The organism is Embleya sp. NPDC127516 (assembly GCF_044765325.1).
Classification (GTDB): Bacteria; Actinomycetota; Actinomycetes; order Streptomycetales; family Streptomycetaceae; genus Embleya.
Genome location: NZ_JBIWJT010000005.1, coordinates 38,550 through 60,055 on the forward strand (window position 1 = coordinate 38,550; position 21,506 = coordinate 60,055).

Below are 21,506 nucleotides of genomic sequence, written 5' to 3' on the forward strand. Positions count from 1 at the left end.
CATGGCACCAAATACGTCCCCGGGTATCCACCCGTGCCGGCGCGGCCTACGGCCGACCGGTCACGGCTTGTACGGCAGCGACGGCACGTCGAAGCAGTTCTTGGTCATGTCCGGCACCTGGCCGACCCAGCCGCCCGGCGCGGCGTCCTGCCAGCGGGCCACGTCGAAGCAGGTCCGGGTGGGCGCGGCGACGCGGTCGACCGGTTCGGCCTTGAAGTCGACCGGGATCAGCAGCCCGTGCGCGTCGTAGCCCTCGGGACGGTTGACGAAGGCCTCCACACAGGCCCGGGTGACGTTCGCGCCGCACGAGGCGATCGCGTCGGTGAGCCACATCGCCGAGGCCCAGCCCTCCAGTTCCCACTGGGAGAGCTTGTCCTCGCGGTCGGGGAAGTACTTCTTCATCGCGGCCCGGAACTCGGCCACCGCGGGCTGCGCGGTGTCCGTGTAGCCGCGGCTGTTGCTCGTCGCGTAGATGCTGTCGCGGCAGGTCGGGGACGCCTTGAAGTCCTCGCCGACGCGCGCGTTCCAGTTCTGCACGTTGGTCACCTTGGCGGTGACCCGCAGGCCGGCGCCGTCCATCGCCTTGCACAGTTCCGCGTTGCCGCGCGTGTCCACGGCGTCGAAGACGATGTCGACGCCCTTGCTGCGCATGTCCACCACGGCGGCGGCGAAGTTCGGCAGCGCGAAGTCGACCTGCTTGTCCAGCACGGTGTAGCCCTCGGCGCGCAGGCCGTCGGCGACGGTCTGCGCGTAACGCGCGGAGTCGGCCTGGTTGTACGACACCACGGCGGCGGTGCGCGCGCCGAGCTTCTCCTTGAAGTAGCGGTACACCTCGGTGCTCGCGTACAACTCGCCGTTCCAGCCCACCTTGCCCGCGCGCGGGGCCCGCGAGCCGTAGATCGAGTACAGGTGCGGGTAGGTCTCGTACGCGGTCCCGATCGGCTGACCGCCGACGTCCGGGACGCCCTTGTCGCTGACGTACCCGGCGGCGGTGTAGCTGTAGATGCTGTTGCCCGCGAAGGCGAACACCTTGTCGTCCTCGACGAGTTTGCGGGCGCAGCGCTGGTTGGCCACGCCGTACCCGTTGTCGTCGCACGCGGACACCTTGACCCTGCGCCCGTTGACGCCACCGCGGTCGTTCAGCGCCCGGAACCAGGCCTGCGCGCCGTACATCGGCCCGGAGAAGGTCTCGTTGCCCAGGACGCCCTGGACGGTGTCGATCATGCCGACGGTGATCTCGGTGGAGGTCACGCCCACGTCGGACGCGGTGTTGGCGTTCGCCGCGGGCGCGCCGGTGCCCGCCGGGGCGGGCGTACGGTCCTGGAAGTCGCGCTCGGGCAACCGGGAGCCGCACCCGACCAGTACGCACAACAACCCGGCCAGCAACAGGGCCACCGAGGCGCACGGTACGCCCCGTCGGTGGAAACGACGATGCATGGGTGCTCCTCGGTGGCCCGGGTGCGGCGGACGTCCGCCCGTTCGGGGTGTGGATCAGGCCTTCGGGCAACCCTCGACGACGGTGCCCGGCTTGAGCGCGCCGACCAGCGTGCAGACGGTGCTCAGGCTGACCTTCCAGGTGCCGTCCTGCTTGACCGCCTGGCCGTTCTGGCCGGGCAGCGCCGGGGTGCCGGCGAGCAGGATGTCGAACGTCACGGCCGCCTTGTCACCGCTGATCTTCACCGCGGTGGTCTTGGACGTGACCGACTTGGCCATCGGGTCGTTCGCGAGCGTCTCCACGAGCGTGCCCATCTTGTCCGCGTTCTCCAGGACCGCCTTGCGGTCGGCGAGCGGCGCGGTGTTGTCGAACAACTTGTCCCAGTTGTCGGCGACCTTCTTCTCCTCGCCGGTCAGCGTGGTGCCACCGGCGGCCGGCGGAGCGCTGGTGGCGCCGCCGGTCGCGGACGCGCCCGTGCTCGGGGTGGTCGCGGCCGGCGTCGTCTGCTGGGCGGCCGGCGCGGAGGCCGACGGCGTCGACTTCGACTCGTCGTCCTTGTCGTCGTCGCCGCCACATCCGGACAGCACCAGCACCGCCGCCACCGGCAGGGCCAGCCATGCGCGGCGCGCCCCCTTGCGACGACCGACGCCGGTGCCCGTCTTCGCCCGCTCGTTGATCATGTCCACGCTCACGTGCGTTCACCACCCGTTCCGCCGGTCGCCCGGCGTCCTGTTGCTGTTGATGTAGCCAGGTAGTACCTGGGTTACCGGCAAGTCATGTTGCCACGTGCGACTCGGTATCCAATCGTGTTCCGGCCCGTATGACCAGATCCCGGAGAACTACGCTGAGGCACGGATGCGCGATCGGGCGGACTCGACGGGTGGACCCTATGGCAGGTTCGACGGACTCGGCAGGTTCCACGGGAAAGGCGAACTCCCCTATCGAACGACAGCGTACGACCGACGCCGCGACGACCCTGGCCGGTTTGCGTCGGTTGTCGCGCACGCACGGCGGTTGGCTGGTCGGACTGTGCGGCGCGCTGTTGTGCGCACTGGGGTGGTACGGCGTTTCGGGCGAACGGTATGAAGCGCGCCAATTGCCCTATCTGGCTTCGGCCACCATCCCGGGCGCGGCCCTGATCGTCGCCGGCGCGGTGCTCGTGGTGGGCACCCGGCGCGGCACGGCGGGCGAGTCCGGCGACGTCGACGCGGAACTGCGTTTGATGGTGGGGCAGTTGTACAGCCTTCTGGTCGAACCGGTGCCGGCCGATACGGCGGCGGAGGCACCCGTCGAGGGGCGGTGGGTCGCGGTGCCCGGCGGGGCGCGCTACCACCGGCCCGGATGTTCGCTGGTACGGGGCAAGGACGGCGTGCGTCGCGTGGACGAGACGACGGCGCGGGACAAGGACCTGCGGCCGTGCCGGTTGTGCGACCCGGGGCCCGGGTCGGGCGGGTCCGCCGGCTCCGAGGCCGGCCGGGGCGCGGGTGCGGGCGGTGCCCCGGCCGTCGGTGACGCGGGTCCGGACGGGCCGCACGTGCCCCCGACCGGCGGCTGAGCGTCGTGCTCACACTGGAACTGGCGCTGGCCGGACTGGGCGTGGGCGCGATCGCCGCGCTCGCGGCGGTCGGCATGATCACCTCGTACCGGGCGACCGGCGTGTTCAACCTGTCCTTCGGCGCGCTCGCGATGATCGTGGCCTACCTGGTCTGGCAGCAGGTCCGGGTGTGGGGCTGGCCGCTGTGGGCCGCGGTGCTGCTCGACGTGGGCGTGGTGGCGCCCGCGCTCGGCCTGGTGCTGGAGCGTTTCGTTTTTCGCGGGCTGCACCGCGAGGGAGCCGGTCCGGCCCGGATGCTGGTCGCCTCGCTGGGCGTGTTCGTCCTCCTGGTCGGCGTCGCGACGCTGACCTGGGGCACCCAGGCCCGCCTGGACCCGCCGTCGATCGTGCCGAGCGGCTCGGTCGCGCTGCCCGGTGACACCTCCGTGCCCACCGGCACGCTGGTCGAACTGGGCGTGGTGATCGCCGTCGCCGCGCTGGTCGCCGGCGTCACCCGGTACACCCGGTTCGGGGTCCGGCTGCGCGCGGTGGTGGATCGACGCTCGCTGGCCGAATTGGCGGGCGTGCCGGCCGACCGGGTGGCCGCGGCCGGCTGGGCCTTCGGTTCGATGCTGGCGGGCTTGACCGGCGTGCTGTTGGCGCCGCACCTGCGGCTGGATCCGTACGGACTGACCCTGCTCGTGCTGGAGACGATCGGCGTCGCGGTGGTGGCCCGGCTGGCCAGTCTGCCGGTGGCGATCCTGGCGGCGTTGGCGATCGGGGTGGGGCAGAGCGAACTGTCCCGGCTGGAACTGGACTCGTGGGGTCTGGTCCAGGCGCTCCAGGCGAACCTGTTCGTGGTGGTCATGCTGGTCGCGCTCATGGTGCTGCCCCGGATGGTCGAGGTGGGCGGCCCGGACACCGTGCGGGCGGCCGCTACCCGGATAGGGACCGGGCACGGGGAGAGCGCGCCGGCAGGCTGGTGGGTGCCGTTCGTCGCGGTCGCGGCGGCGCCGCTCGCGCTGGGCGCGGAACATCTGCGGATCGCCCAGCAGGTGCCGGCGATGGCGATCGTATTCGTGTCCCTGGTGATGCTCACCGGGTACGCGGGCCAGATCTCGCTCGGCCAGGCCGGCTTCGCGGGTCTGGGCGCGCTCTTCGCCGGACAACTGATGGGCCGGGAGGTCCCGGGCCTGGTCGCGCTGTTCCTGGCCGCGCTGCTGGTGGTGCCGGTCGGCCTGGTGACCGGGTGGCCGGCGATTCGACGGCGCGGGTTGACGCTCGCGCTGACCACGTTCGCGGTGGCCGCGGTGGTCAGCCGGTTCGTCTTCGCGCAGCCGCGCTTCACCACCGGCACCGCGCTCGACCACCCGTGGCCGTTCGAGGGCGAACGTGCTTTCTACGCACTGGAATTGGCCTGTCTCGGGCTGGTCCTGCTGGTGATCCGCCGGCTGCATGTGAGCCGGCTCGGGCGGATGCTGGTCGCCGTCCGCGACCACGAGGACGGCGCGGCGGCGTCCGGGGTGGACGTCTCCTCCGCGAAGGTCTTCGTCTTCGCCGTCGGCGCCGGCGTCGCGGCACTCGGCGGCGCGCTGCTCGGCATGGGCGGCCGGGCCTTCGACGCGGCGGCCTTCGACCCGGTCCTGGGCCTGGTCTGGTTCGCCGCGGTGGTGGTCTTCGGCGTGGACAGCGCGGCGGGCGCGGTTCTGGCCGCGGGCCTGGTGGTCGCCCTGGACGCGGCCACCACGGCGGGTATGTCCACGATCGTGATCGGCGCGCTGGCCGTGCTGCTGTCCCGGATGCCCGGCGGCGTCTCGGCCACCCTCCTGCGCCTGGTGGCGGGCCGCCCACCCGCTCCCGTGACACCTTCCCCGGTCCGCCTCACCCCACTGGGCCGGACCCTGCGCGCGCGGGTGCGCCCGTGAACGCGCGCCGGGAGTCGCCGACGACCGCGGACGCGGAGGGCGGGGAGCCGATGAGCGCGTTGCGGGCCGAGGGGGTGGTGCGCCGATTCGGTGGGCTGCGGGCTGTGGACGGGGTGGATCTGCGGGTGCCGGCGGGTGTGGTGACGGCGGTGATCGGGCCCAACGGGGCCGGCAAGAGCACCCTGTTCGACTGCCTCGCCGGCGGCCGGGTCGATGCCGGGCGGGTGTATGTGGGCGGGCGCGACGTCACCGGGCTGCCGGCGCATCGCCGGGCCCGGCTCGGGGTGGCCCGTACCTTCCAGGTGGTGTCGGTGTTCCCGAGCCTGACGGTGCTGGACAACCTGCGGGTGGCGGCGGAGAACCGGTCCGGCGCCTCCGCCCTGACCCGCCTGTTCGGCCTGCCCGACCCGGCCCGGGGGCGTACCGGGAGCGCCGTCGAGAGCGCGCTGCGCCGGCTCGCGCTGACCGAGCACGCGCACACCCCGGCGGGCGAACTCCCGGTCGGGATCCTGCGCATGGTCGAACTGGCCCGCGCGCTCGCGTCCTCGCCCTCGGTGCTGCTCCTGGACGAGCCGGCCAGCGGGCTGGACGACGCGCAGACCGACCGGCTGCGCCACGAACTTCGCGCGCTGGCCGCCGACGGCCTGGCGATCCTGCTGGTCGAACACGACATGGACCTGGTCTTCGGTGTGGCCGACACCGTGCATGTGATGGCGGCGGGTCGGATCGTGGCCTCGGGCACGCCGGCCGAGATCCGCCGCGACGAACACGCCCGGGAGGTGTACCTCTGATGGCGATCGCCCTGTCGGTCACCGGACTTCGCGTCCGGTACGGCCCGATCGAGGCGCTGCACGGCGTCGACCTGGACTTCCCCTCGGGCGCCGTGACGGCCCTGGTCGGCCGCAACGGCTCCGGCCGCAGCACGCTGCTGAACACGCTGGCCGGCCTGGTCCGCCCGAGCGCCGGTCGGGTGGTGTGGAACGGTACGGACATCACCGCGTGGCCCGCCGACCGACGCACCCGCGAGGGCCTGACCCTGATCCCCGAACGCGGCGGCGTGTTCGCGGGCCTGACCGTGGCCGACAACCTGAGGCTGTTCGCCGACGGCGCCGACGTCGAGCCCGCGCTGACCGCGTTCCCGATCCTCGCCGAGCGCATGTCCCAGCGGGCCGGCACGCTCTCCGGCGGCGAACAGCAGATGCTCGCGGTGAGCCGAGCCCTGCTCACGCCGGCCCGACTGCTCCTCCTGGACGAACTCAGCCAGGGCCTGGCCCCCCGGATCGCCGCCCGCCTCTACGAGGTCGTGACCACCCTGGCCACCGCCGACCGCACGGTGATCCTGGTCGAACAACACACCGGCGAGGCGCTGGAACGTGCCGAGGTCGTCTACGCCCTCAGCCGAGGCACCGTCACCTTCCGCGGCGACCCCACCGAATACCGCACCCACCCGGACACGGCCCACCGCAGCTAGGCCCTGTCCGGGTCGTACGGCGGTGAAGACCCGGAATGCGGCCACCGTCGTACCACTGCCCAGCACCGGCGGCACGGTTGCCGCGAACGACCGAACCGCCGTCATCGCGCCGAAGAGCCCCGGGGCGGTGGCCCGCGACCCGCTCCGGCAGCGACCGGAACAGGCCACGCCGGGCGGTCGAGCCACGCCCACCGGCGTTCGCGGGTGAGCGTCGGGCCGTACCGCTCGCGGCGGGGGCGGCCGTGCTCCCGATGGAACGCGTACGCCGCCTCGACGCCGTCGCCACAGCGAACGTGGCGTGGTCTTGGGCGCCGGGTCGTACATCCTGGAGTAACGACTTCGACGCCCGACGCGCGGCGTTCGCGGACCTCGCCCCGACCGGCCCGCCCTCGGGGGGTGAACCTCTCCTTCTCGGATGTCGCCGAGGCGGCCGACGCCGGGCGTCTTCCGGTGCTTCGGACGCCGATCCCTGGAGACGTCGACCCGACTCGGCGGCGACCGGCCGGTCAGCGGGGCATCAGCGCGCCGCGCAGCACCACCGCTCGGGGGTCGGCCAGGGTGGCGATGTCGGCGCGCGGGTCGGCCGCGTAGACGACCACGTCGGCGGAGGCGCCCTCGGTGATCGCGTCCCGGCCCAGCCACTTGCGTGCGGACCAGCACGCGGCCGAGAGCGCGTCGACGGCGGGGATGCCGGCCTCGACCAGCTCGGCCACCTCGTCGGCGACCAGGCCGTGCGGTAGCGAGCCGCCCGCGTCGGTGCCGACGAAGATCGGGATGCCCGCGTCGTGTGCCGCCCGGACCGTGGCATAGCGGTTCGCGTGCAGCGCCCGCATGTGCGCGGCGTAGGTCGGGAACTTGCCGGCCGCCTGATCCGCGATGCCCGGGAAGGTGCCGATGTTGACCAGCGTCGGCACGATCGCCACGCCGCGCTCGGCGAACATCGGGATCAGTTCCTCGGTCAGGCCGGTGGCGTGCTCGACGCAGTCGATGCCCGCCTCGACCAGGTCCGGGAGCGAGTTCTCGGCGAAGCAGTGCGCGGTGACCCGGGCGCCCTCGGCGTGCGCGGCGGCGATCGCCTCCTTGAGCGCGTCCAGTGGCCACAGCGGGGCCAGGTCGCCGGTGTCCCGGTCGATCCAGTCGCCGACCAGCTTGACCCAGCCGTCGCCGCGCCGAGCCTCCTGGATGACGAACGCGGTCAGGTCGCCGGGCTCGATCTCGTGCGCGTAGTTGCGGATGTAGCGCTTGGGCCGGGCCAGGTGGCGGCCCGCGCGGATCAGTCGGGGCAGGTCCTCGCGGCCGTCGATCCAGCGCGTGTCGGCGGCCGAGCCGGCGTCGCGCAGCAGCAGCGCGCCCGCGTCCCGGTCGGTGCGCGCCTGGCGTTCGGAGGTGGCGGCGTCGACGGCGCCGTGCTCGTCGATCCCGACGTGGCAGTGCGCGTCGACCAGGCCGGGCAGTACCCAGCCCTCCAGGGTCGCGTCGACGGCAAGCGACGTCGGCCGGTCGAACGTGATCCGCCCGCCCACCACCCACATCTCGTCACGAACTTCGTCCGGGCCGACCAGAACGCGACCCTTCACGTGCAACACGGTCATGCCGAGACCCTACGACCGCCCCACCGAAAACCGCCCCACCCCGCCCCGAACCCGCCGCTCCACGCCTCCGGTTCCACCCACGGCCACTCACCGCCGCCCCGACACCCCACGGCGCGCCACCGCCGCGCGCGAGTCGACGCCGAGCACCGCACCGCCCCGCCGCGAACCCCCAGCGCCCCGCCACCCCACACACCCGTTCCCACCCGCGCACCATCCGACCGCGCTCAGCGCCGGCCCGACCCCACGTCATACCGCCGCAACCCCCGCGACGCGCGAGTCGACGCCGAGCACCAACCCCCCGCACCCCGGCCCACCCCACACCAAGCCCACCCGCGCGCACCGCACCGCCTCACGCTCAGCGCCGACCGAGCACCCCGCGTTGTATCGCCGCCGCCACCGCCGCGGTGCGGGAGTCGACGTCGAGCTTTGCGTAGATGTGCACCAGGTGTGATTTGACGGTGGCCTGGCTCAGGAACAGCGCCTTGCTGATCGCGAGGTTGGACAGGCCGTCCGCGACCAGCGCAAGCACCTCGATCTCGCGACCGGTCAGCGTCGGGAGCGGATCGCGCAGCCGACTCAACAGCCGGCCCGCGATCCGCGGCGCGAGCGCGGATTCGCCCGCCGCGGCGGTACGCACCGCGGCGGCCAGTTCCTCGGGCGGGGCGTCCTTGAGCAGATAGCCCAGCGCACCCGACTCGACCGCCGCCAGGATGTCCGCGTCGGTGTCGTACGTGGTGAGCACCAGCACGTGCGGCGCGTCGGGCAGCGCCGTGATCGCCGCCGTGGCCGCGTTTCCGTGCATCCCGCCCGGGGCGAACCGCAGATCCATCAGCACTACGTCCGGCGCGAGCACGCGGGCCAGTTCGACCGCGCGTTCGGCGGTGCCCGCCTCGCCCACCACCGCGAAGTCCGGCTCCGCCGCCAGCACCGCGCGCAGCCCGGCGCGCACGATCGGATGGTCGTCGGCCAGCAACAACCGGATCATCGCGCCGACCCACCCGGTGCCGGCACCGGGAACGTCACCGCGATCGCCGCACCCTGCGCCGGCCCGGATTCCACCGTCAGCACACCACCGAGTTCGGCGGCCCGCGTCCGCATCGCGGCCAGCCCGAACCCGGTCCCGGCGGACCCGCCGGCGGCGGCCGAGTCCGCGCCGCCCCGCCCGACCCGCGCGGCCGGATCGAAACCGCGCCCGTCGTCGACCACGTCCAGCGTCACCGAAGCGTCCATGTGGCTGAGCGTCACCTCGGCCCGGGACGCAGACGCGTGCCGCACCGTGTTGCCCAGCGCCGACTGGGCGATCCGCAACAGCGCCACCTCGACGGCGGTCGGCAACCCGACCGCGTCACCGGTGTTGTGGAAGCGCACGTCCAACTGCCCCTCGGCGGCGGTCCGCGCGCACAACCGCTCCAACGCCGCCGGCAGCGAGGACCCGTCCAGCTCCGGCGGCGCCAGCGCCCGGACGAACCGGCGCGCCTGGGCCAGGCTGTCGGTCGCGGTGACCCTGGCCAGCCGTACGTGCCGCTCCGCGTCGAGGGCATCGCTCGGCAGCGCCCGCTCCGCCGCGCGCAAGAGCAGTTGGATGCTGCTGAAGCCCTGCGCGAGGCTGTCGTGGATCTCCCGGGCCAACCGCTCGCGCTCGGCGAGCACCCCCGCGTGCCGCTCGGCCGCGGCCAGCGACGCGCGTGCCGCGACCACGTCCTCCACCAGTCGGCGTCGCTCCTCGCTCTCCCGGTGCAGCGCCTGGTAGCCCAGTACGGTCGCCACCGCCACCGCCGCGCCCAGCACCGGACCGAGCAGCATGCCGGTCGTCACCGCGCCGCGATGCGCCGCGTAGCCCGCGATCGCGACCACCGTGAGCCCGGCCACCACCGGCAGCGCGACGCGCACCGGCAGCAGATGCGGGACCAGGAAGAACAACGGGAACGCGAACCAGATCCCCTCCGCCGTGAGCGCGTACAACCCGCCCCAGGCCAGGGTCAGACACCCCAGCCACAGCGCCGAGGCCCGCACCGAGGACTCCACCGAGGGCAGCAGGTTGCCGACCACGTACACCCCGACGGTGACCGCCACCGCGGCCACGATCAGCGCGGCCCGCGTGGCCGGTATGTCGGTACCGATCAGCGCGCGCAGCGCGGCGAGGGCCAGGAGCAGCGCCACGAGCCCGTGCATGCAGGCACGGAGCGCGCGGGGGACCCGAGTCGGGCCGGGCGGTGTGGGGGCGGGGGTGGGGCACATGTCGGTTCAAGGGTAGAGCGGGTGGATTCGGGCGGCATCGATCGAAAGGTTGAGTCGGGAACGGCCAGGTCGATCGATGATGCCGCTGGTGGTCGAGGAGCAGAGTCGGGTTGTCCTCGGACGCCGGACCGGCCGCTCTCACCGGCCCGGGGACGCGGCGCCGCGGGTCACGCGTGCCGCACATCTTCCAGCCAGGAGGCCTCGACCAGCCGTGTTCGTCGCAGTGCGGGACCTCGTGTTCGCCCGAGGGCGGTTCGCCCTGATGATCGTCACCGTGGCGCTGCTCACCGCGCTGGTCGGCCTGGTGTCCGGTCTGACCGTCGGGCTCGGGCGGGCCAACACCTCGGCGATCGACGCGCTGCCCGCCGATCGGCTCGCGTTCGCCGCGCCCGCGTCCGGGCAGGGGGTCTCGTTCGCGGACTCGGCCGTGGACGAGAGCCAGTGGCGGCGCTGGGCCGAGCAACCGGGGGTGCGCTCGGCCGCGCCGCTGGGCATCGCGACCACCCGGCTCGGCGCCGGCGAGCGCACGGTCGCCGCCGCCGCGTTCGGGGTCGAGCCCGGCGGGCCGCTCGCGCCCCGGGCGCTTGCCCCGGGCACCGTGGTGTTGTCCCGGGCGCTGGCCGAGGACCTGCGGGTCGCGGTCGGCGCCCGGCTGAGCGTCGGGTCCGGTACGTCGCTGACCGTGGCGGCGGTGGTGTCGGGGTCCTCGTACAGTCACACCCCGGTCGCCTGGACCACGCTGGCCGACTGGCAACCGTTGCGCCCGGCGCCGGCGCGCGACGGACCATACGCGACGGTGATCGCGCTCGACCTGGCCGGCGCGCACACCGGTGCGGGCGACCGGACGATCGGCACCCGCAGCACCACGATCGGCGCCGCTCGGAGCGCGATCGGGTCGTACACCGCCGAGAACGGGTCGCTGCGCCTGATGCGCGGCTTCCTGTTCGCGATCTCGGCGCTGGTGGTGGGCGCGTTCTTCACGGTGTGGACGATTCAGCGGGCCGGCGACATCGCGGTGCTCAAGGCGCTCGGCGCGCCCACCGGTTATCTCCTCGGGGACGCGCTCGGCCAGGCGTTCCTGGTGTTGCTGGTGGGGACCGCCGTGGGCACCGGAATCGCCGCGCTGTTCGGCGCGGTGACGCCGGCGGGGGTGCCGTTCGTGGTGGACCCGTCGACCACGGCGTTCCCGGCGGCGGTGCTGATCCTGCTCGGCATGGTCGGCGCCGGGCTGGCCGTGCGCCGGGTGACCTCGATCGACCCGCACACCGCGCTGAGCGGCACCCGATGACCGTCGGCCCGACCCGAGCCGGCGGCGGCCGGTCCGCGCCGCGCGCCACCCCCGGCGACCCCGAAAGGCACCCGATGCACCCGTCGCACCCGTCGCACCCGTCGCCCGGTCTCGAACTCGCCGACGTCACCCTCACCTATCCCGACGGCGACACCCGACTCACCGCCCTGGACCGGGTCGGCCTGCTCGTGCCGCCCGGCACGCTGACCGCCGTGGTCGGCCCGTCCGGGTCCGGCAAGTCCAGTCTGCTCGCCGTCGCCGCGACACTGACCGCGCCGGACCGCGGTCGGGTCTCGATCGCCGGCCGGGACGTCGCGGCGCTGTCCGCCGCCGAACGTGCCCGACTGCGCCGGACCACCATCGGCATCGTGTTCCAACAGCCCAACCTGCTCGCGTCGTTGACCTGCGTCGAGCAGCTCCAGGTGATGGCGCATCTGGCCGGGCGCAGCCCCCGTCGGGCCCGCGCGCGGGCGCTGGAACTGCTCGACCGGGTCGGCCTCGCGGACCGCGCGGGGCATCGCCCGCAACGCCTGTCCGGCGGCCAGCGGCAACGCGTCAACATCGCAAGGGCCTTGATGAACGAGCCGAGCGTGCTTCTGGTGGACGAGCCCACCGGAGCGCTCGATCACGATCGCGGCGCCGCGATCGTCGCGCTGCTCGCCGAACTGACCCGTGCGAGCGGCACGGCCACCGTCCTGGTCACCCACGACCACAGCCATCTCCCGCACGCGGACCACACGATGGAGCTGGTCGACGGCCGCCTGGGCACCCTCGCCACGAGCCGTTGACGCGGCGGACGACATGCTTGGCCCACCGAAGCGACGGACGGCCGACGGCCGGGCCGGCGAAACGGCGACCGCCGGCCGGGCCCACCGAAACCCCCACCGAAATCGCCTACGCGCCCTCCCCCGGCCGCCACGCGCTCGACCCCGACCGCTCCCGATCGGCGTCCGGGTGCCACGCACTCGACCCGCCGGGGCCGGCATCCGGCCCGCCGGGCGACCCCGCACCGTCCGAACCATGTGGAATCACCGGCCAGTTCGGGTCGACCACCTCGCCGCCGTCCGGGTTGCGGCGGTCGAAGTACTGCTGCAGCGAGGCCGCCTGCTCGGCGTACCAGCGGACCTGCTTCTCGTGCAGCGTGCGCAACGAGTCGGCGGCCAACTCCGGGAAGCGCGCGCCCAGATCCCGGGCGAGCAGCAGGCACGCGAGCGCGTCGCCGTCGGCGGTGTGCGCGTCGGTGAGCACCACCTCGTAGAACGCGCTGGTCGCGGCCAGCGTGCGCTTGCCCTTGCGGTACCGGTCCAACTGCTTGTCGATCACCAGCGGGTCGATGATAGGTGCGGTGTACGGGAGTTGCGGCAGATTGTGTCGACGCAGCTCGGTTTGCAGGATGGTCAGGTCGAAGGGCGCGTTGTAGATCGCGATCGGCGTGCCGGCCTCCAGGTACGCGGTCATCGCCGCACCGATCTCGGCCAGGCAGAGCGCGGGCGCGCGCCCCTGGGCCCGGGCCCGCTCGGTGTCGATCCCGTGGATCGCGGTCGCCTCGGCGGGAATCTCCCGCTCGCCCGGGTCGAGCAGCCAGGACCGTCGGGTGCCGGTCGCGTCGACCAGGGCGGCGGTGACCACGAAGTCCGTGTGCGGGTCGACGCCGGAGGTCTCCACGTCGAACGCCGCCATCGGACCGCGATGCCAGCCGTCGTGGTTGCCTCTCGGTGGCGCGGCCGGCTTGGGCTCACCGCAGGTCGCGCAGTACGTCACCCATTTGCCGTCCTTGCGGACCAACAGGCCGTCGCCTGCCTTGACATAGGTCGTGCACGTGGCACAGGTCGCGCCGAACTTGTTCGTAGCCATGGGGTGCTCTTTTCCGATCGCGGATCAGATTCACGTCGTCACTGCGCGAAACGCTAGTGCCCGGGTACGACGCGATCCGCGCGCCGGGTGGCGACCCGGCGCAGCAGTGGGCGTTCGACGGTGGTCCACGCGGTGCTCGTGAGCAGGTACAGGGCGGCCGCGAGCGGTACCAGGGCCGCGGTGAGCACGGTGCCGAAGGGCATCCAGCGGATCAGCGCGGGCGCGTCCGGGACCGCGCGGGCGGCGCGGTATTGCGCGTAGGCCACGCCCGCGAGCAGCACCAACAGGCCCACCAGCACAAGCGTGTGCGGCCCGCCGAGCCCGGTCACCGGATGCAGGCCGAGCGGTGCGCCGGCCAGGGTGTGGCCCAACAGCGCCGGGTCGCCGCTGAACAGACGGTACGTCAGGAACAGGAACGGCAGACCGGCCAGGGCCGGGAGCATGCCGGCGAACATCGAGGTGCCGGACTCCCGGTGCAGCGCGCTGAGTTCGCGGGCCAGGCGCTGCGGGTCACGCGCGTGCCGGTCGCGGAGCCGGCGGACCTGCGGGGCGAGCCGGGCGCGGGCCACCTCGGCGCGGGCCTGGGCGTAGCCCAGGGGCAGCAGGGCGAGTCGCACGCACGCGGTGAACACGACCACGGCGCCGGCCACCGAGCCGGTGCCGAGCAGCGGCGCGAGGGCGTCGGCGAGAGTGAGCAGGACGTCGTGCGCGACGCCGAGAACGGGGATGCCGAACATGGGAAGGGCCTTCCGTGACGCGGGAATCAGGGCTGCGTCAGGCGGCCGTGCCGAACCTGTGGAACAAGGTCGTCGGGGTCAGCAGCGGGCCGCCGGGCCCGCTCCCGGTGCTCTGGGCCGCGATCGGCCCGGCCCGTCGGGATCCCGCGAGGGCAGGAAGGCCAGCCGATCGGCTTGCCTGCGCAACACCGCGCCGCGAACGTGCGCGCGCTCGGCGGACGGCGCGCGTGCGGCGGCGGTACAGCAGGCCAGCGCGAGCACCGCGGTCACCGCGACGGCGACCAGACCGGGCAACGCCCCGTCCACGAACAGCCCGAAGCCGACCAGCGCGAGCAGCGTCGCGCACAGCGACGTCGACGCGGTGGCGGGGCCCGAGCGGTACATGCGCCCCACCCTAAACCGACACCGCACCGCACCGCATCGCATCGCTCCGTGCCGACTCCGACTCCGACTCCGCGCGCCACCCTTGCCGGATCCACGCTCACCCGACCCCGGCTCCACGATCCGCCCGCGCCCGACACCGCACCGCACTGCTCCGCACCACACCGCACCGCGCCGGCTCTGATTCCGCGCCCCACCCTTGCCAGATCCACGGTCGCCCCGCCCCGGCTCCACGATCCGCCCGGCCCGACTCCGCACCCCCGCGACCCGGCCCCACGCCGCACCCGGACGGGACGCTCCGGTCTCGCTCCCGCCCGGGTCCGAGGCCGCCCGAGCCGAGGATGCGAACCCGCACCGGCCGTGAGGTGAGCACGCACGCACGTTCGTGCCAGGATGACCCCGTGCGCGTGCTGCTAGGGGACGGCTTCGGGGTGACGTCACGTCAGATCGCGATGGCGATCGGGCGGTCGGGGCAGGACGTGGCGGTGCTCGCACCGCCCGGTCGGCCGGTTCACGCACGCCCTCGCTCGGTCACGGCGGTGCACGAGGTGCCCGCGTTCGGCGCCGATCCGTGGGCGTGGCTGGCCCGGACCGAGGCGGTGTTGCGGGCCGAGCCGCACGACGTGCTGCTGGCCACGAACGAGCATGTCGCGGTGCTCGCGCGTGAGCCGGAGCGAATCACCACACACGGTGTGGCCCTGGCCGTACCGCCGTTCGCGGCGCTGCGCCGAGTGGCGGACCGGGCCTCGGCGGCGAGCACCCTCACCGAGATCGGGATGCCGCAGCCGGCCGGGACGGTGGTGGTGCGCTCCGCCGAGGAGTTGCGCCAGGTCGCCGATCCGCCGTTGTACGTGAAGACCCTCGCGGGTTCGCACCGGGTCGAGCGGCGCGAGCAACTGCTGCGGCTGGCCGACTCGTTGGAGCAGGGCGGTGCGTTCGTGGACGGCGCCGGCGTGCTGGTGCAGGAGCCGGCCCAGGGCCCGGTCCTGTCCGCCCAGGCGGTGTTCGAGCACGGCCGACTGGTCGCGGTGCACGCGTACGAACACCTGCACGGCAGCGCGGTCAGGCGCAGCGTGGTGGTGCCGGAGGTGCGCGAGCAGGTCGCGATGCTCGGCGGCCACCTCGGCTGGCACGGCGGCCTGTCGCTGGACGCGGTGCGCACCGCGCACGGCGGCCCGGCCTGGCTGGATGTGCGCCCCTACCTCGCCGAACCGGGCAACGCGGGCGCCGCGGGCACCGATCTGGTCGCGGCGCTGATCGCGGTCTCCCGGGGCGAGGCGCCGGCCTCGATGCCGTGGGGCCGGCCGGACGTACGCACCCGGCAGGCGCACGGCGGGCTGCTGACCGCCGCCCGGGCCGGGCGCCGCCGGGCCGGCCGCGAACTGCTGCGGATCGTGGTGCGGGCAATTCCGTACCGGGACGCCGTCGAGGAGACCCTGAGCCTGCGTCGCGAGCCGCGTCGGATCGCCGGATCGTTGTGGCTGACCACGACCGTGCTCACCGTGCCGGCCCGCGTCCTGGCCCGGATCGACGCACAGGAGGCCGGGGGCACGCTGTCCCCCGCGGCATGGCGCCGCGTCCTGGCCGGCGCCCCACCGCGGGTGCCCTGACCACCTCACCGAAGCGGCGTTTTCATCACCGCGCGTGCCTTGATCGCCCGCACCCGAGCGGCGACCGCACCAGCGCGCGTGCCCTGACGTCCCTCACCCGAGCAGCGACTCCACCAGCGCTCGCACCGACAGCACGAACAGCCGGTCACCGTCGGTGACGTTGCTCAGACTCGCCGCCAGTTCCGGATCCTTCAGCGCCAACTCGCCGCGCCACCGGTCCACGGCCGGCGGTTCGGCCGCGCTGTTCTCCAGGGCACGCTCCAGCATCACGAAGCCGGCGATCTGGTACTGCACCGCCTGCACCGCCTCGCCCGCCCGTGCGCCGCGCAGGCCGGCCGCCGTCATCTCGTGTACCAGCGCCTTGCGGGCGGGCAGCATCATCAGCGACTCCAGGCCGCGCTCGCGGACCAGGCCGACCAGGTGCGGGCGCTCCAGGATCAATCGCCGACACGATCGCGCGATCGACACCACCCGCTCGACCGGCGTGCTCCCGTCCACCGAGATCGCGCCCATGTCCGCGATCACCCGATCCACCAGTTGGTCCACCAGCACGTCGCGGTTGCCCACGTGCCAGTAGATCGAGGTGACGGCGACGCCCAGTTCGGCGGCCAGTTTGCGCATGCTGAGGTTCTCGATACCGGATTCCATGACGAGACGCATGGCGGTGTCGAGCACGGTGTCTCGCGTGATCTTGTCCATCACGTCCCATTCTCGCGCCCGGGCGGGGTCGCCCGATACACGGGCAACCCCGCCACAGGTCTTTACCTCGCCGACCTACCGGTGTAACAGTGTTACAGAACACCCGGCACCACCGCGCACGGGATCGGGCAACCGGCCCGCGCGCAGCCCTCGCACGAGCGGAAGAGGTGAGGTACGTGGCACGCATTCGGTACGGCGCCCGGCCGGCGGAAACGTTGAAGAAATCCTCGCGGGAGCGGTCCAGCCTCCCGGAGATCTGGTCCACCGGCGTGATGGCGATCTGGGAGACCGACCCCGAGGTGATCGCGGCGATCCTGCCGCCGCCGCTGGTCCCCGTGGACCGGCCGCTGGTGCGGGTGAACATCTCCGCCTGCGACATCAACGGTCACCCGCTCGGCGCGGGCGCGGTCGCGGTGCGCTGCAAGCACGGCGACATCGAGGGCGACTACACGCTGACCATGCCGATGACCACCGAGCGGGCGGTGATCGGCGGTCGCGAGGTGTTCGGCGAGCCGAAGAAGCTGGCCGACGTCAAGGTCGAGCGGGACGGCGACGAGGTCGTGGCCACCGTGAACCGGATGGGCGTCACCTACGTCGAGGTGCGCGGCACCGTGGTCGAGGAGCTGGCCACCCCCGAGCCCCGACAGACGCTGAGCTTCTACTACAAGTTCCTGCCCGCCGTGGACGGCGACGGCTTCGACGCCGACCCGATGCTGGTGCACGTCACCCGCAACGAGCGCACCCGCAGCGCGCACCGCCTGGACGGCGAGGTGATCCTGCGCGACTCGGACTTCGACCCGGTCGCCGACCTGCCGGTGCGCAAGCTGATCTCGATCACGCTCAGCGAGCGCACCTCCGACCAGCAGGGCTTCGTCGCCGAGCACGTCAAGGCCGACCTGGTGCTGCCGTACATCCACCAGCGCTACGACGACGTGCAGCAGATCACCGACGATCCGCCGCCCGCGAAGTAGCACCCCGGCAGGCAAGGCAGCGACGACAGCAAGGGATCGACAGACATGCTGCAGGAATTCGACGGCAGAGTCGCCGTCGTCACCGGTGCCGCGAGCGGCATCGGGCTCGCGATGGCCGAGCGGTTCGGCGCGGAGGGCATGAAGGTCGTGCTCGGCGACATCGAACAGGGCGCGCTGGACAAGGCGGTCGCGCGGATCACCGACGCGGGCGGCGAGGCGCTCGGGCACGTCGTGGACGTGTCGGTGCGCGAATCGGTGTTCGAACTGGCCGACGCCGCGTTCGAGCACTTCGGCGCCGTGCACGTGCTGTGCAACAACGCCGGGATCGGCTCGGGCTCCGAGGGCAAGATGTGGGAGCACGACCCCAAGGACTGGGACTGGTGCTTCGCCGTCAACGTGTTCGGCGTCTTCAACGGCATCCAGGCGTTCGTACCGAGGATGCTCGCGCAGAACACCCCCGGCCACATCGTGAACACCTCCTCCGGCGACGGCGGCATCGCGCCGCTGCCGAACGCGTCGGTGTACGCGACCACCAAGGCCGCGGTGGTGACCATGACCGAGGCGCTGTACGCCCAGCTCGGCCAGGTGCACGCGCAACTCGGCGCGTCCGTGCTGTTCCCCGGGCCCAAGATGTTGCGCACCGGCCTGTGGGAGTCCTACCGCAACCGGCCCGAGCGGTTCGCCAAGTCGGTGCCGCGCAAGACGCCCTACAACACGCTCGACGCGTGGGAGAAGGCGATGCGCGACGCGGGGCAGGAGATCGAGTTCACCCCGGTCGAGTCGGTCGCGGCCGACGTGCTCGACGGCATCCGGGACAACCGGTTCTGGATCCTGCCCGCCAGTGAGCACAGCGACGGACAGATCACCGCGCGGTCGCAGAGCATGCTCGCCCGCAGCAACCCCTCGTACCTCGAGACCTTTGTCCTGGACAAGTGAGTGACCATGACCCAGAGCAGCGAACACCCCGAGCGGAACGAACTCACCACCCCCTACACGATCATCTCCTCGGACACCCACGCCGGGCTGCCGACCGAGTTGTATCGCGACTACCTGGCCACCCGGCATCACGCCGCCTTCGATCAGTTCATGTCCGAACGCGAGGCGCAGCTCAAGGCGATCACCGACCTGGGTGTGCGCAACGAGGACTTCGCGGCGAACTGGTTCGAGACCAACGAGGAGGTGCTGCGCAGCGGTTGGGAGGTGGACCGGCGCGACCTGGAGTTGGACAAGGACGGCGTGGTCGGCGAGGTGATCTTTCCGGACGCGGACGCCGTCGAGTCGCGCACGTGTGTGCCCTTCGGCGCGGGCCTGGGCCTGTCCGGGGACATGGATCCGGAGCTGGGCCTGGCCGGCGCGCAGGCGCACAACCGCTGGCTGGCCGAGTTGTGCAAGACCAGTCCGGAACGGCGGCGCGGGGTCGCGCTGATCCCGATCACCGCGGCGATCGAGGACGTGCTCGCGGAGATCCGCCGGATCAAGGCGGACGGGCTGGGCGCGGTGATGATCCCCGCGATGTGGATGAACCAGACGCCGTACCACGATCGCAAATACGACCCGGTGTGGGCGCTGTGCCAGGACCTGGAACTCCCTGTGGTCACCCACTCGGGGCCGGCCGACCGCGAATCGTACGGTAACCACCTGGGCATCTACGTCACCGAGGTCACCTGGTGGCCGTCCCGGCCGTTGTGGTTCCTGCTGTGGTCCGGCGTGTTCGAGCGGTTCCCGCGGCTGAAGTTCGGGGTGACCGAGGCGGGCTGCTGGTGGGTGGGCAACCTGCTGTGGTTCACCGACCGGCTGCTGCTGGGCTCGCGCGGCGCGGCCAAGTTGGCCGGGTTCGAGGAGATCAAGCTGCTCCCGAGCGAGTACTTCGACCGCAACTGCTTCATCGGCGCGTCCAACACCAAGCGGCGCGAGATCGGCATGCGCTACGAGATCGGTGTCGGCAACATCTGCTGGGGTAACGATTTCCCGCACCCCGAGGGCACCTGGCCGGAGACCCTCAACATCCTGCGCAAGACGTTCTCCGACGTCCCGATCGCCGAGACGCGCGTGATGCTCGGCGAGGCGGTGGCCGACGTGTACGGCTTCGACCTGGCCGCCCTCGCGCCGCACGCCGAGCGGGTCGGGGTCACCCCCGCCACGCTCGGTCAGGTGCACGAGGACGGTTCGGCGAAGGACCTGACGACCAAGTGGGCAGCGGCCGCCGAGATCGGCCGGCACTGGCTCACCGGACACGACACGGGCGCCGCGATCAACCCCAACGCGGAAGCCCTGGAGGTCTGATCCCCCATGACTGACAGCACCACCCCGCTCCCCGTCCCGAGCGGCCCCCCGTCCGGCGACCACCCCGAGCGGTACACCGTGATCTCGGCCGATTGCCACGGCGGCGGCGAGATCCACGGCTATCGCGACTACCTACCGACCCGCCTGCACGCCGAGTTCGATGCCTGGGTGGCGAACTACGAGATCCCATATCCGGACCTCAAGGGGGACCTCGGCCCGCGCAACTGGGACTCCGACCGACGCCTGCGCGACCTGGAGGCGGACGGGGTGGTGGCCGAGGTCATCTTCCCCAACACCGTGCCGCCGTTCTTCCCCAAGCCCTCGCTGACCGACCAGCCGCCGGCCGCGAACGCGGGCGACCTGGCGCTGCGGTGGGAGGGGCTCAAGGCGCACAACCGCTGGATGGTCGACTTCTGCGCGGCCACGCCCGGGCGCCGGGCGGGCATCGTGCAGATCATGCTGCACGACATCCCGGCGGCGGTGGAGGAGATCCGCTGGGCCAAGGATGCCGGGCTCACCGGCGGCGTGTTGCTGCCCGGCACCCCGCCCGGTTCCGGTCTGGTGCCGATGTTCGACTACGCGCACTACGAGCCGCTGTGGCGGGTGTGCGAGGAGTTGGGCATGCCGGTCAATCACCACACCGGCTCGGCCGCGCCGCCGGCCGGGGACACCGACGTGGACAAGGTGGTGTTCCTGACCGAGGTGTCCTGGTGGGCGCACCGCGCGTTCACCCACCTGGTGGTCTCCGGCGCGATGGATCGCCACCCGGAGCTCCAGTTCGTGTTCACCGAGCAGGGCACCGCCTGGATCCCGGAGGAGACCCGGCGGCTGGACTACTACTGGCACCGGATGAGCACCGCGGTCGGCTCCCAGGAGTACGAGTGGGGCAGCGCGCTGGTCGGCCGGATGGAGCTCAAGCCGAGCGAGTACTGGGCCCGGCAGTGCCACGTCGGGGCCAGCTTCCAGCGCCCGGCCGAGGCCAAGCTGCGCTATCAGGTGGGCGTGGACCGGATCATGTGGGGCAGCGACTATCCGCACAAGGAGGCCAGCCATCCGTTCAGCCGCGAGGCGCTGCAGTTGACCTACAACGGCATCGACCCGGTCGAGGTCGCCGCCATGGTCGGCGGCAACGCGGCGAAGCTGTACGGCTTCGACCTGGACGCGCTGGCCCCGATCGCGGCGAAGGTGGGCCCCCGGGTCGACCAGGTGTGGGCGCCGCTGGCGCCCGAGGACATCCCGGTCGGCGCGGACAAGTGCCCGGCGTTCGTGGGCGCGGTCGGCATCAAGCCGTAGCCGCGTCGAGCCGTGGCCGCGTCGAAACCGTGGCCGCGGGCAACCGCGGCCGCGACCACCGCGTGCGGACCTCGGCGTCGAGGGGCCGGAACCCGCCGTTCCGGTCCCGTCGACGCCGAGGCCGTCGCGGCGGGCGCGCGGGTGTGACGCCTCGCACAGGGCTGCCAACCGTCGGGCCGGCGATTTCTCCGGTGA

The 21,506-nt window shown here is 72.8% G+C and carries 20 protein-coding genes; 11 read left to right on the top strand and 9 right to left on the bottom strand.

Annotated features, from left to right (window positions below; genetic code table 11):
- Positions 1-60: 60 nt before the first annotated feature.
- Complete coding sequence (locus ACIRL2_RS10815) at positions 61-1,437, bottom strand: ABC transporter substrate-binding protein (protein ID WP_402231602.1); 1,377 nt, start codon at positions 1,435-1,437, stop codon at positions 61-63.
- Positions 1,438-1,491: 54 nt separating this feature from the next.
- A complete protein-coding gene (locus ACIRL2_RS10820) occupies positions 1,492-2,127 on the bottom strand; it encodes a hypothetical protein (RefSeq protein ID WP_402231604.1) in 636 nt (211 codons plus the stop codon).
- A gap of 293 nt (positions 2,128-2,420) precedes the next feature.
- On the opposite strand from ACIRL2_RS10820, the gene ACIRL2_RS10825 reads away from it, so the two are divergent.
- Genes ACIRL2_RS10825 through ACIRL2_RS10840 form a run of 4 tightly spaced genes read left to right on the top strand, consistent with a single transcriptional unit; the run spans position 2,421 to position 6,365 of the window.
- Positions 2,421-2,990 carry a hypothetical protein gene (locus ACIRL2_RS10825; RefSeq protein ID WP_395862709.1) on the top strand — a complete coding sequence of 190 codons (570 nt, stop codon included), beginning with the start codon at positions 2,421-2,423 and terminating at the stop codon, positions 2,988-2,990.
- Positions 2,991-2,995: 5 nt separating this feature from the next.
- On the top strand, positions 2,996-4,894 hold the full coding sequence (locus ACIRL2_RS10830; RefSeq protein WP_402231606.1) for an ABC transporter permease: 1,899 nt from the start codon (positions 2,996-2,998) through the stop codon (positions 4,892-4,894).
- The gene (locus ACIRL2_RS10835; RefSeq protein WP_402231608.1) at positions 4,891-5,685 is read left to right on the top strand and encodes an ABC transporter ATP-binding protein; all 795 of its coding nucleotides are present in this window, start codon (positions 4,891-4,893) and stop codon (positions 5,683-5,685) included. Before ACIRL2_RS10830 ends, ACIRL2_RS10835 begins: the two co-directional genes overlap by 4 nt.
- Complete coding sequence (locus ACIRL2_RS10840; protein WP_402231610.1) at positions 5,685-6,365, top strand: ABC transporter ATP-binding protein; 681 nt, start codon at positions 5,685-5,687, stop codon at positions 6,363-6,365. The genes ACIRL2_RS10835 and ACIRL2_RS10840 overlap by 1 nt, the downstream gene beginning before the upstream one ends.
- Positions 6,366-6,871: 506 nt before the next feature.
- On the opposite strand, the gene ACIRL2_RS10845 is transcribed toward ACIRL2_RS10840, so the two are convergent.
- From ACIRL2_RS10845 to ACIRL2_RS10855, 3 genes are all read right to left on the bottom strand, one after another.
- Entirely contained in the window at positions 6,872-7,957 is a 1,086-nt protein-coding gene (locus ACIRL2_RS10845) for an amidohydrolase family protein (protein ID WP_395862702.1), read from the bottom strand.
- Between the two features lie 355 nt (positions 7,958-8,312).
- Positions 8,313-8,942, bottom strand: coding sequence for a response regulator (locus ACIRL2_RS10850; protein ID WP_402231612.1), 630 nt, complete (start codon positions 8,940-8,942; stop codon positions 8,313-8,315).
- Entirely contained in the window at positions 8,939-10,129 is a 1,191-nt protein-coding gene (locus ACIRL2_RS10855) for a sensor histidine kinase (RefSeq protein WP_402231614.1), read from the bottom strand. The genes ACIRL2_RS10850 and ACIRL2_RS10855 overlap by 4 nt, the downstream gene beginning before the upstream one ends.
- Positions 10,130-10,406: 277 nt before the next feature.
- On the opposite strand from ACIRL2_RS10855, the gene ACIRL2_RS10860 reads away from it, so the two are divergent.
- Positions 10,407-11,483, top strand: a complete 1,077-nt coding sequence (locus ACIRL2_RS10860) for an ABC transporter permease (protein WP_402231616.1) — start codon at positions 10,407-10,409, stop codon at positions 11,481-11,483.
- A gap of 74 nt (positions 11,484-11,557) precedes the next feature.
- Complete coding sequence (locus ACIRL2_RS10865) at positions 11,558-12,271, top strand: ABC transporter ATP-binding protein (RefSeq protein ID WP_402231982.1); 714 nt, start codon at positions 11,558-11,560, stop codon at positions 12,269-12,271.
- A gap of 106 nt (positions 12,272-12,377) precedes the next feature.
- Here ACIRL2_RS10865 and ACIRL2_RS10870 read toward each other — a convergent pair whose 3' ends face one another.
- The 3 genes from ACIRL2_RS10870 to ACIRL2_RS10880 form a co-directional block, all read right to left on the bottom strand.
- Positions 12,378-13,337 (bottom strand): exonuclease domain-containing protein, encoded by a 960-nt coding sequence (locus tag ACIRL2_RS10870; RefSeq protein ID WP_395862694.1) that lies wholly within the window; start codon positions 13,335-13,337, stop codon positions 12,378-12,380.
- 53 nt (positions 13,338-13,390) lie between these two features.
- A complete protein-coding gene (locus ACIRL2_RS10875) occupies positions 13,391-14,074 on the bottom strand; it encodes a YidC/Oxa1 family membrane protein insertase (RefSeq protein ID WP_402231618.1) in 684 nt (227 codons plus the stop codon).
- A 78-nt stretch (positions 14,075-14,152) separates the two neighbouring features.
- The gene (locus tag ACIRL2_RS10880; RefSeq protein ID WP_402231620.1) at positions 14,153-14,458 is read right to left on the bottom strand and encodes a DUF6412 domain-containing protein; all 306 of its coding nucleotides are present in this window, start codon (positions 14,456-14,458) and stop codon (positions 14,153-14,155) included.
- Positions 14,459-14,856: 398 nt separating this feature from the next.
- Between ACIRL2_RS10880 and ACIRL2_RS10885 the strand changes: the two genes are divergently transcribed.
- Positions 14,857-16,065 (top strand): hypothetical protein, encoded by a 1,209-nt coding sequence (locus ACIRL2_RS10885; RefSeq protein WP_402231622.1) that lies wholly within the window; start codon positions 14,857-14,859, stop codon positions 16,063-16,065.
- A gap of 93 nt (positions 16,066-16,158) precedes the next feature.
- On the opposite strand, the gene ACIRL2_RS10890 is transcribed toward ACIRL2_RS10885, so the two are convergent.
- Positions 16,159-16,764: a TetR/AcrR family transcriptional regulator gene (locus ACIRL2_RS10890; protein ID WP_395862687.1), complete on the bottom strand. Its 606-nt coding sequence runs from the start codon at positions 16,762-16,764 to the stop codon at positions 16,159-16,161.
- A 176-nt stretch (positions 16,765-16,940) separates the two neighbouring features.
- On the opposite strand from ACIRL2_RS10890, the gene ACIRL2_RS10895 reads away from it, so the two are divergent.
- Genes ACIRL2_RS10895 through ACIRL2_RS10910 form a run of 4 tightly spaced genes read left to right on the top strand, consistent with a single transcriptional unit; the run spans position 16,941 to position 21,311 of the window.
- A complete protein-coding gene (locus ACIRL2_RS10895) occupies positions 16,941-17,735 on the top strand; it encodes an acetoacetate decarboxylase family protein (protein ID WP_395862685.1) in 795 nt (264 codons plus the stop codon).
- A gap of 45 nt (positions 17,736-17,780) precedes the next feature.
- Entirely contained in the window at positions 17,781-18,671 is an 891-nt protein-coding gene (locus ACIRL2_RS10900; protein ID WP_395862683.1) for an SDR family NAD(P)-dependent oxidoreductase, read from the top strand.
- A 6-nt stretch (positions 18,672-18,677) separates the two neighbouring features.
- Positions 18,678-20,018: an amidohydrolase family protein gene (locus ACIRL2_RS10905; protein WP_395862681.1), complete on the top strand. Its 1,341-nt coding sequence runs from the start codon at positions 18,678-18,680 to the stop codon at positions 20,016-20,018.
- Between the two features lie 6 nt (positions 20,019-20,024).
- Complete coding sequence (locus ACIRL2_RS10910) at positions 20,025-21,311, top strand: amidohydrolase family protein (protein WP_395862679.1); 1,287 nt, start codon at positions 20,025-20,027, stop codon at positions 21,309-21,311.
- The last annotated feature ends 195 nt before the right edge of the window (positions 21,312-21,506 follow it).

Coding starts and splice junctions, on each gene's coding strand:
- ACIRL2_RS10815 (WP_402231602.1), bottom strand. CDS start 1,437: ATGCATCGTCGTTTCCACCGACGGGGCGTACCGTGCGCCTCGGTGGCC.
- ACIRL2_RS10840 (WP_402231610.1), top strand. CDS start 5,685: ATGGCGATCGCCCTGTCGGTCACCGGACTTCGCGTCCGGTACGGCCCG.
- ACIRL2_RS10845 (WP_395862702.1), bottom strand. CDS start 7,957: ATGACCGTGTTGCACGTGAAGGGTCGCGTTCTGGTCGGCCCGGACGAA.
- ACIRL2_RS10850 (WP_402231612.1), bottom strand. CDS start 8,942: ATGATCCGGTTGTTGCTGGCCGACGACCATCCGATCGTGCGCGCCGGG.
- ACIRL2_RS10855 (WP_402231614.1), bottom strand. CDS start 10,129: ATGCACGGGCTCGTGGCGCTGCTCCTGGCCCTCGCCGCGCTGCGCGCG.
- ACIRL2_RS10865 (WP_402231982.1), top strand. CDS start 11,558: ATGCACCCGTCGCACCCGTCGCACCCGTCGCCCGGTCTCGAACTCGCC.
- ACIRL2_RS10870 (WP_395862694.1), bottom strand. CDS start 13,337: ATGGCTACGAACAAGTTCGGCGCGACCTGTGCCACGTGCACGACCTAT.
- ACIRL2_RS10875 (WP_402231618.1), bottom strand. CDS start 14,074: ATGTTCGGCATCCCCGTTCTCGGCGTCGCGCACGACGTCCTGCTCACT.
- ACIRL2_RS10880 (WP_402231620.1), bottom strand. CDS start 14,458: ATGTACCGCTCGGGCCCCGCCACCGCGTCGACGTCGCTGTGCGCGACG.
- ACIRL2_RS10890 (WP_395862687.1), bottom strand. CDS start 16,764: ATGGACAAGATCACGCGAGACACCGTGCTCGACACCGCCATGCGTCTC.
- ACIRL2_RS10900 (WP_395862683.1), top strand. CDS start 17,781: ATGCTGCAGGAATTCGACGGCAGAGTCGCCGTCGTCACCGGTGCCGCG.
- ACIRL2_RS10905 (WP_395862681.1), top strand. CDS start 18,678: ATGACCCAGAGCAGCGAACACCCCGAGCGGAACGAACTCACCACCCCC.
- ACIRL2_RS10910 (WP_395862679.1), top strand. CDS start 20,025: ATGACTGACAGCACCACCCCGCTCCCCGTCCCGAGCGGCCCCCCGTCC.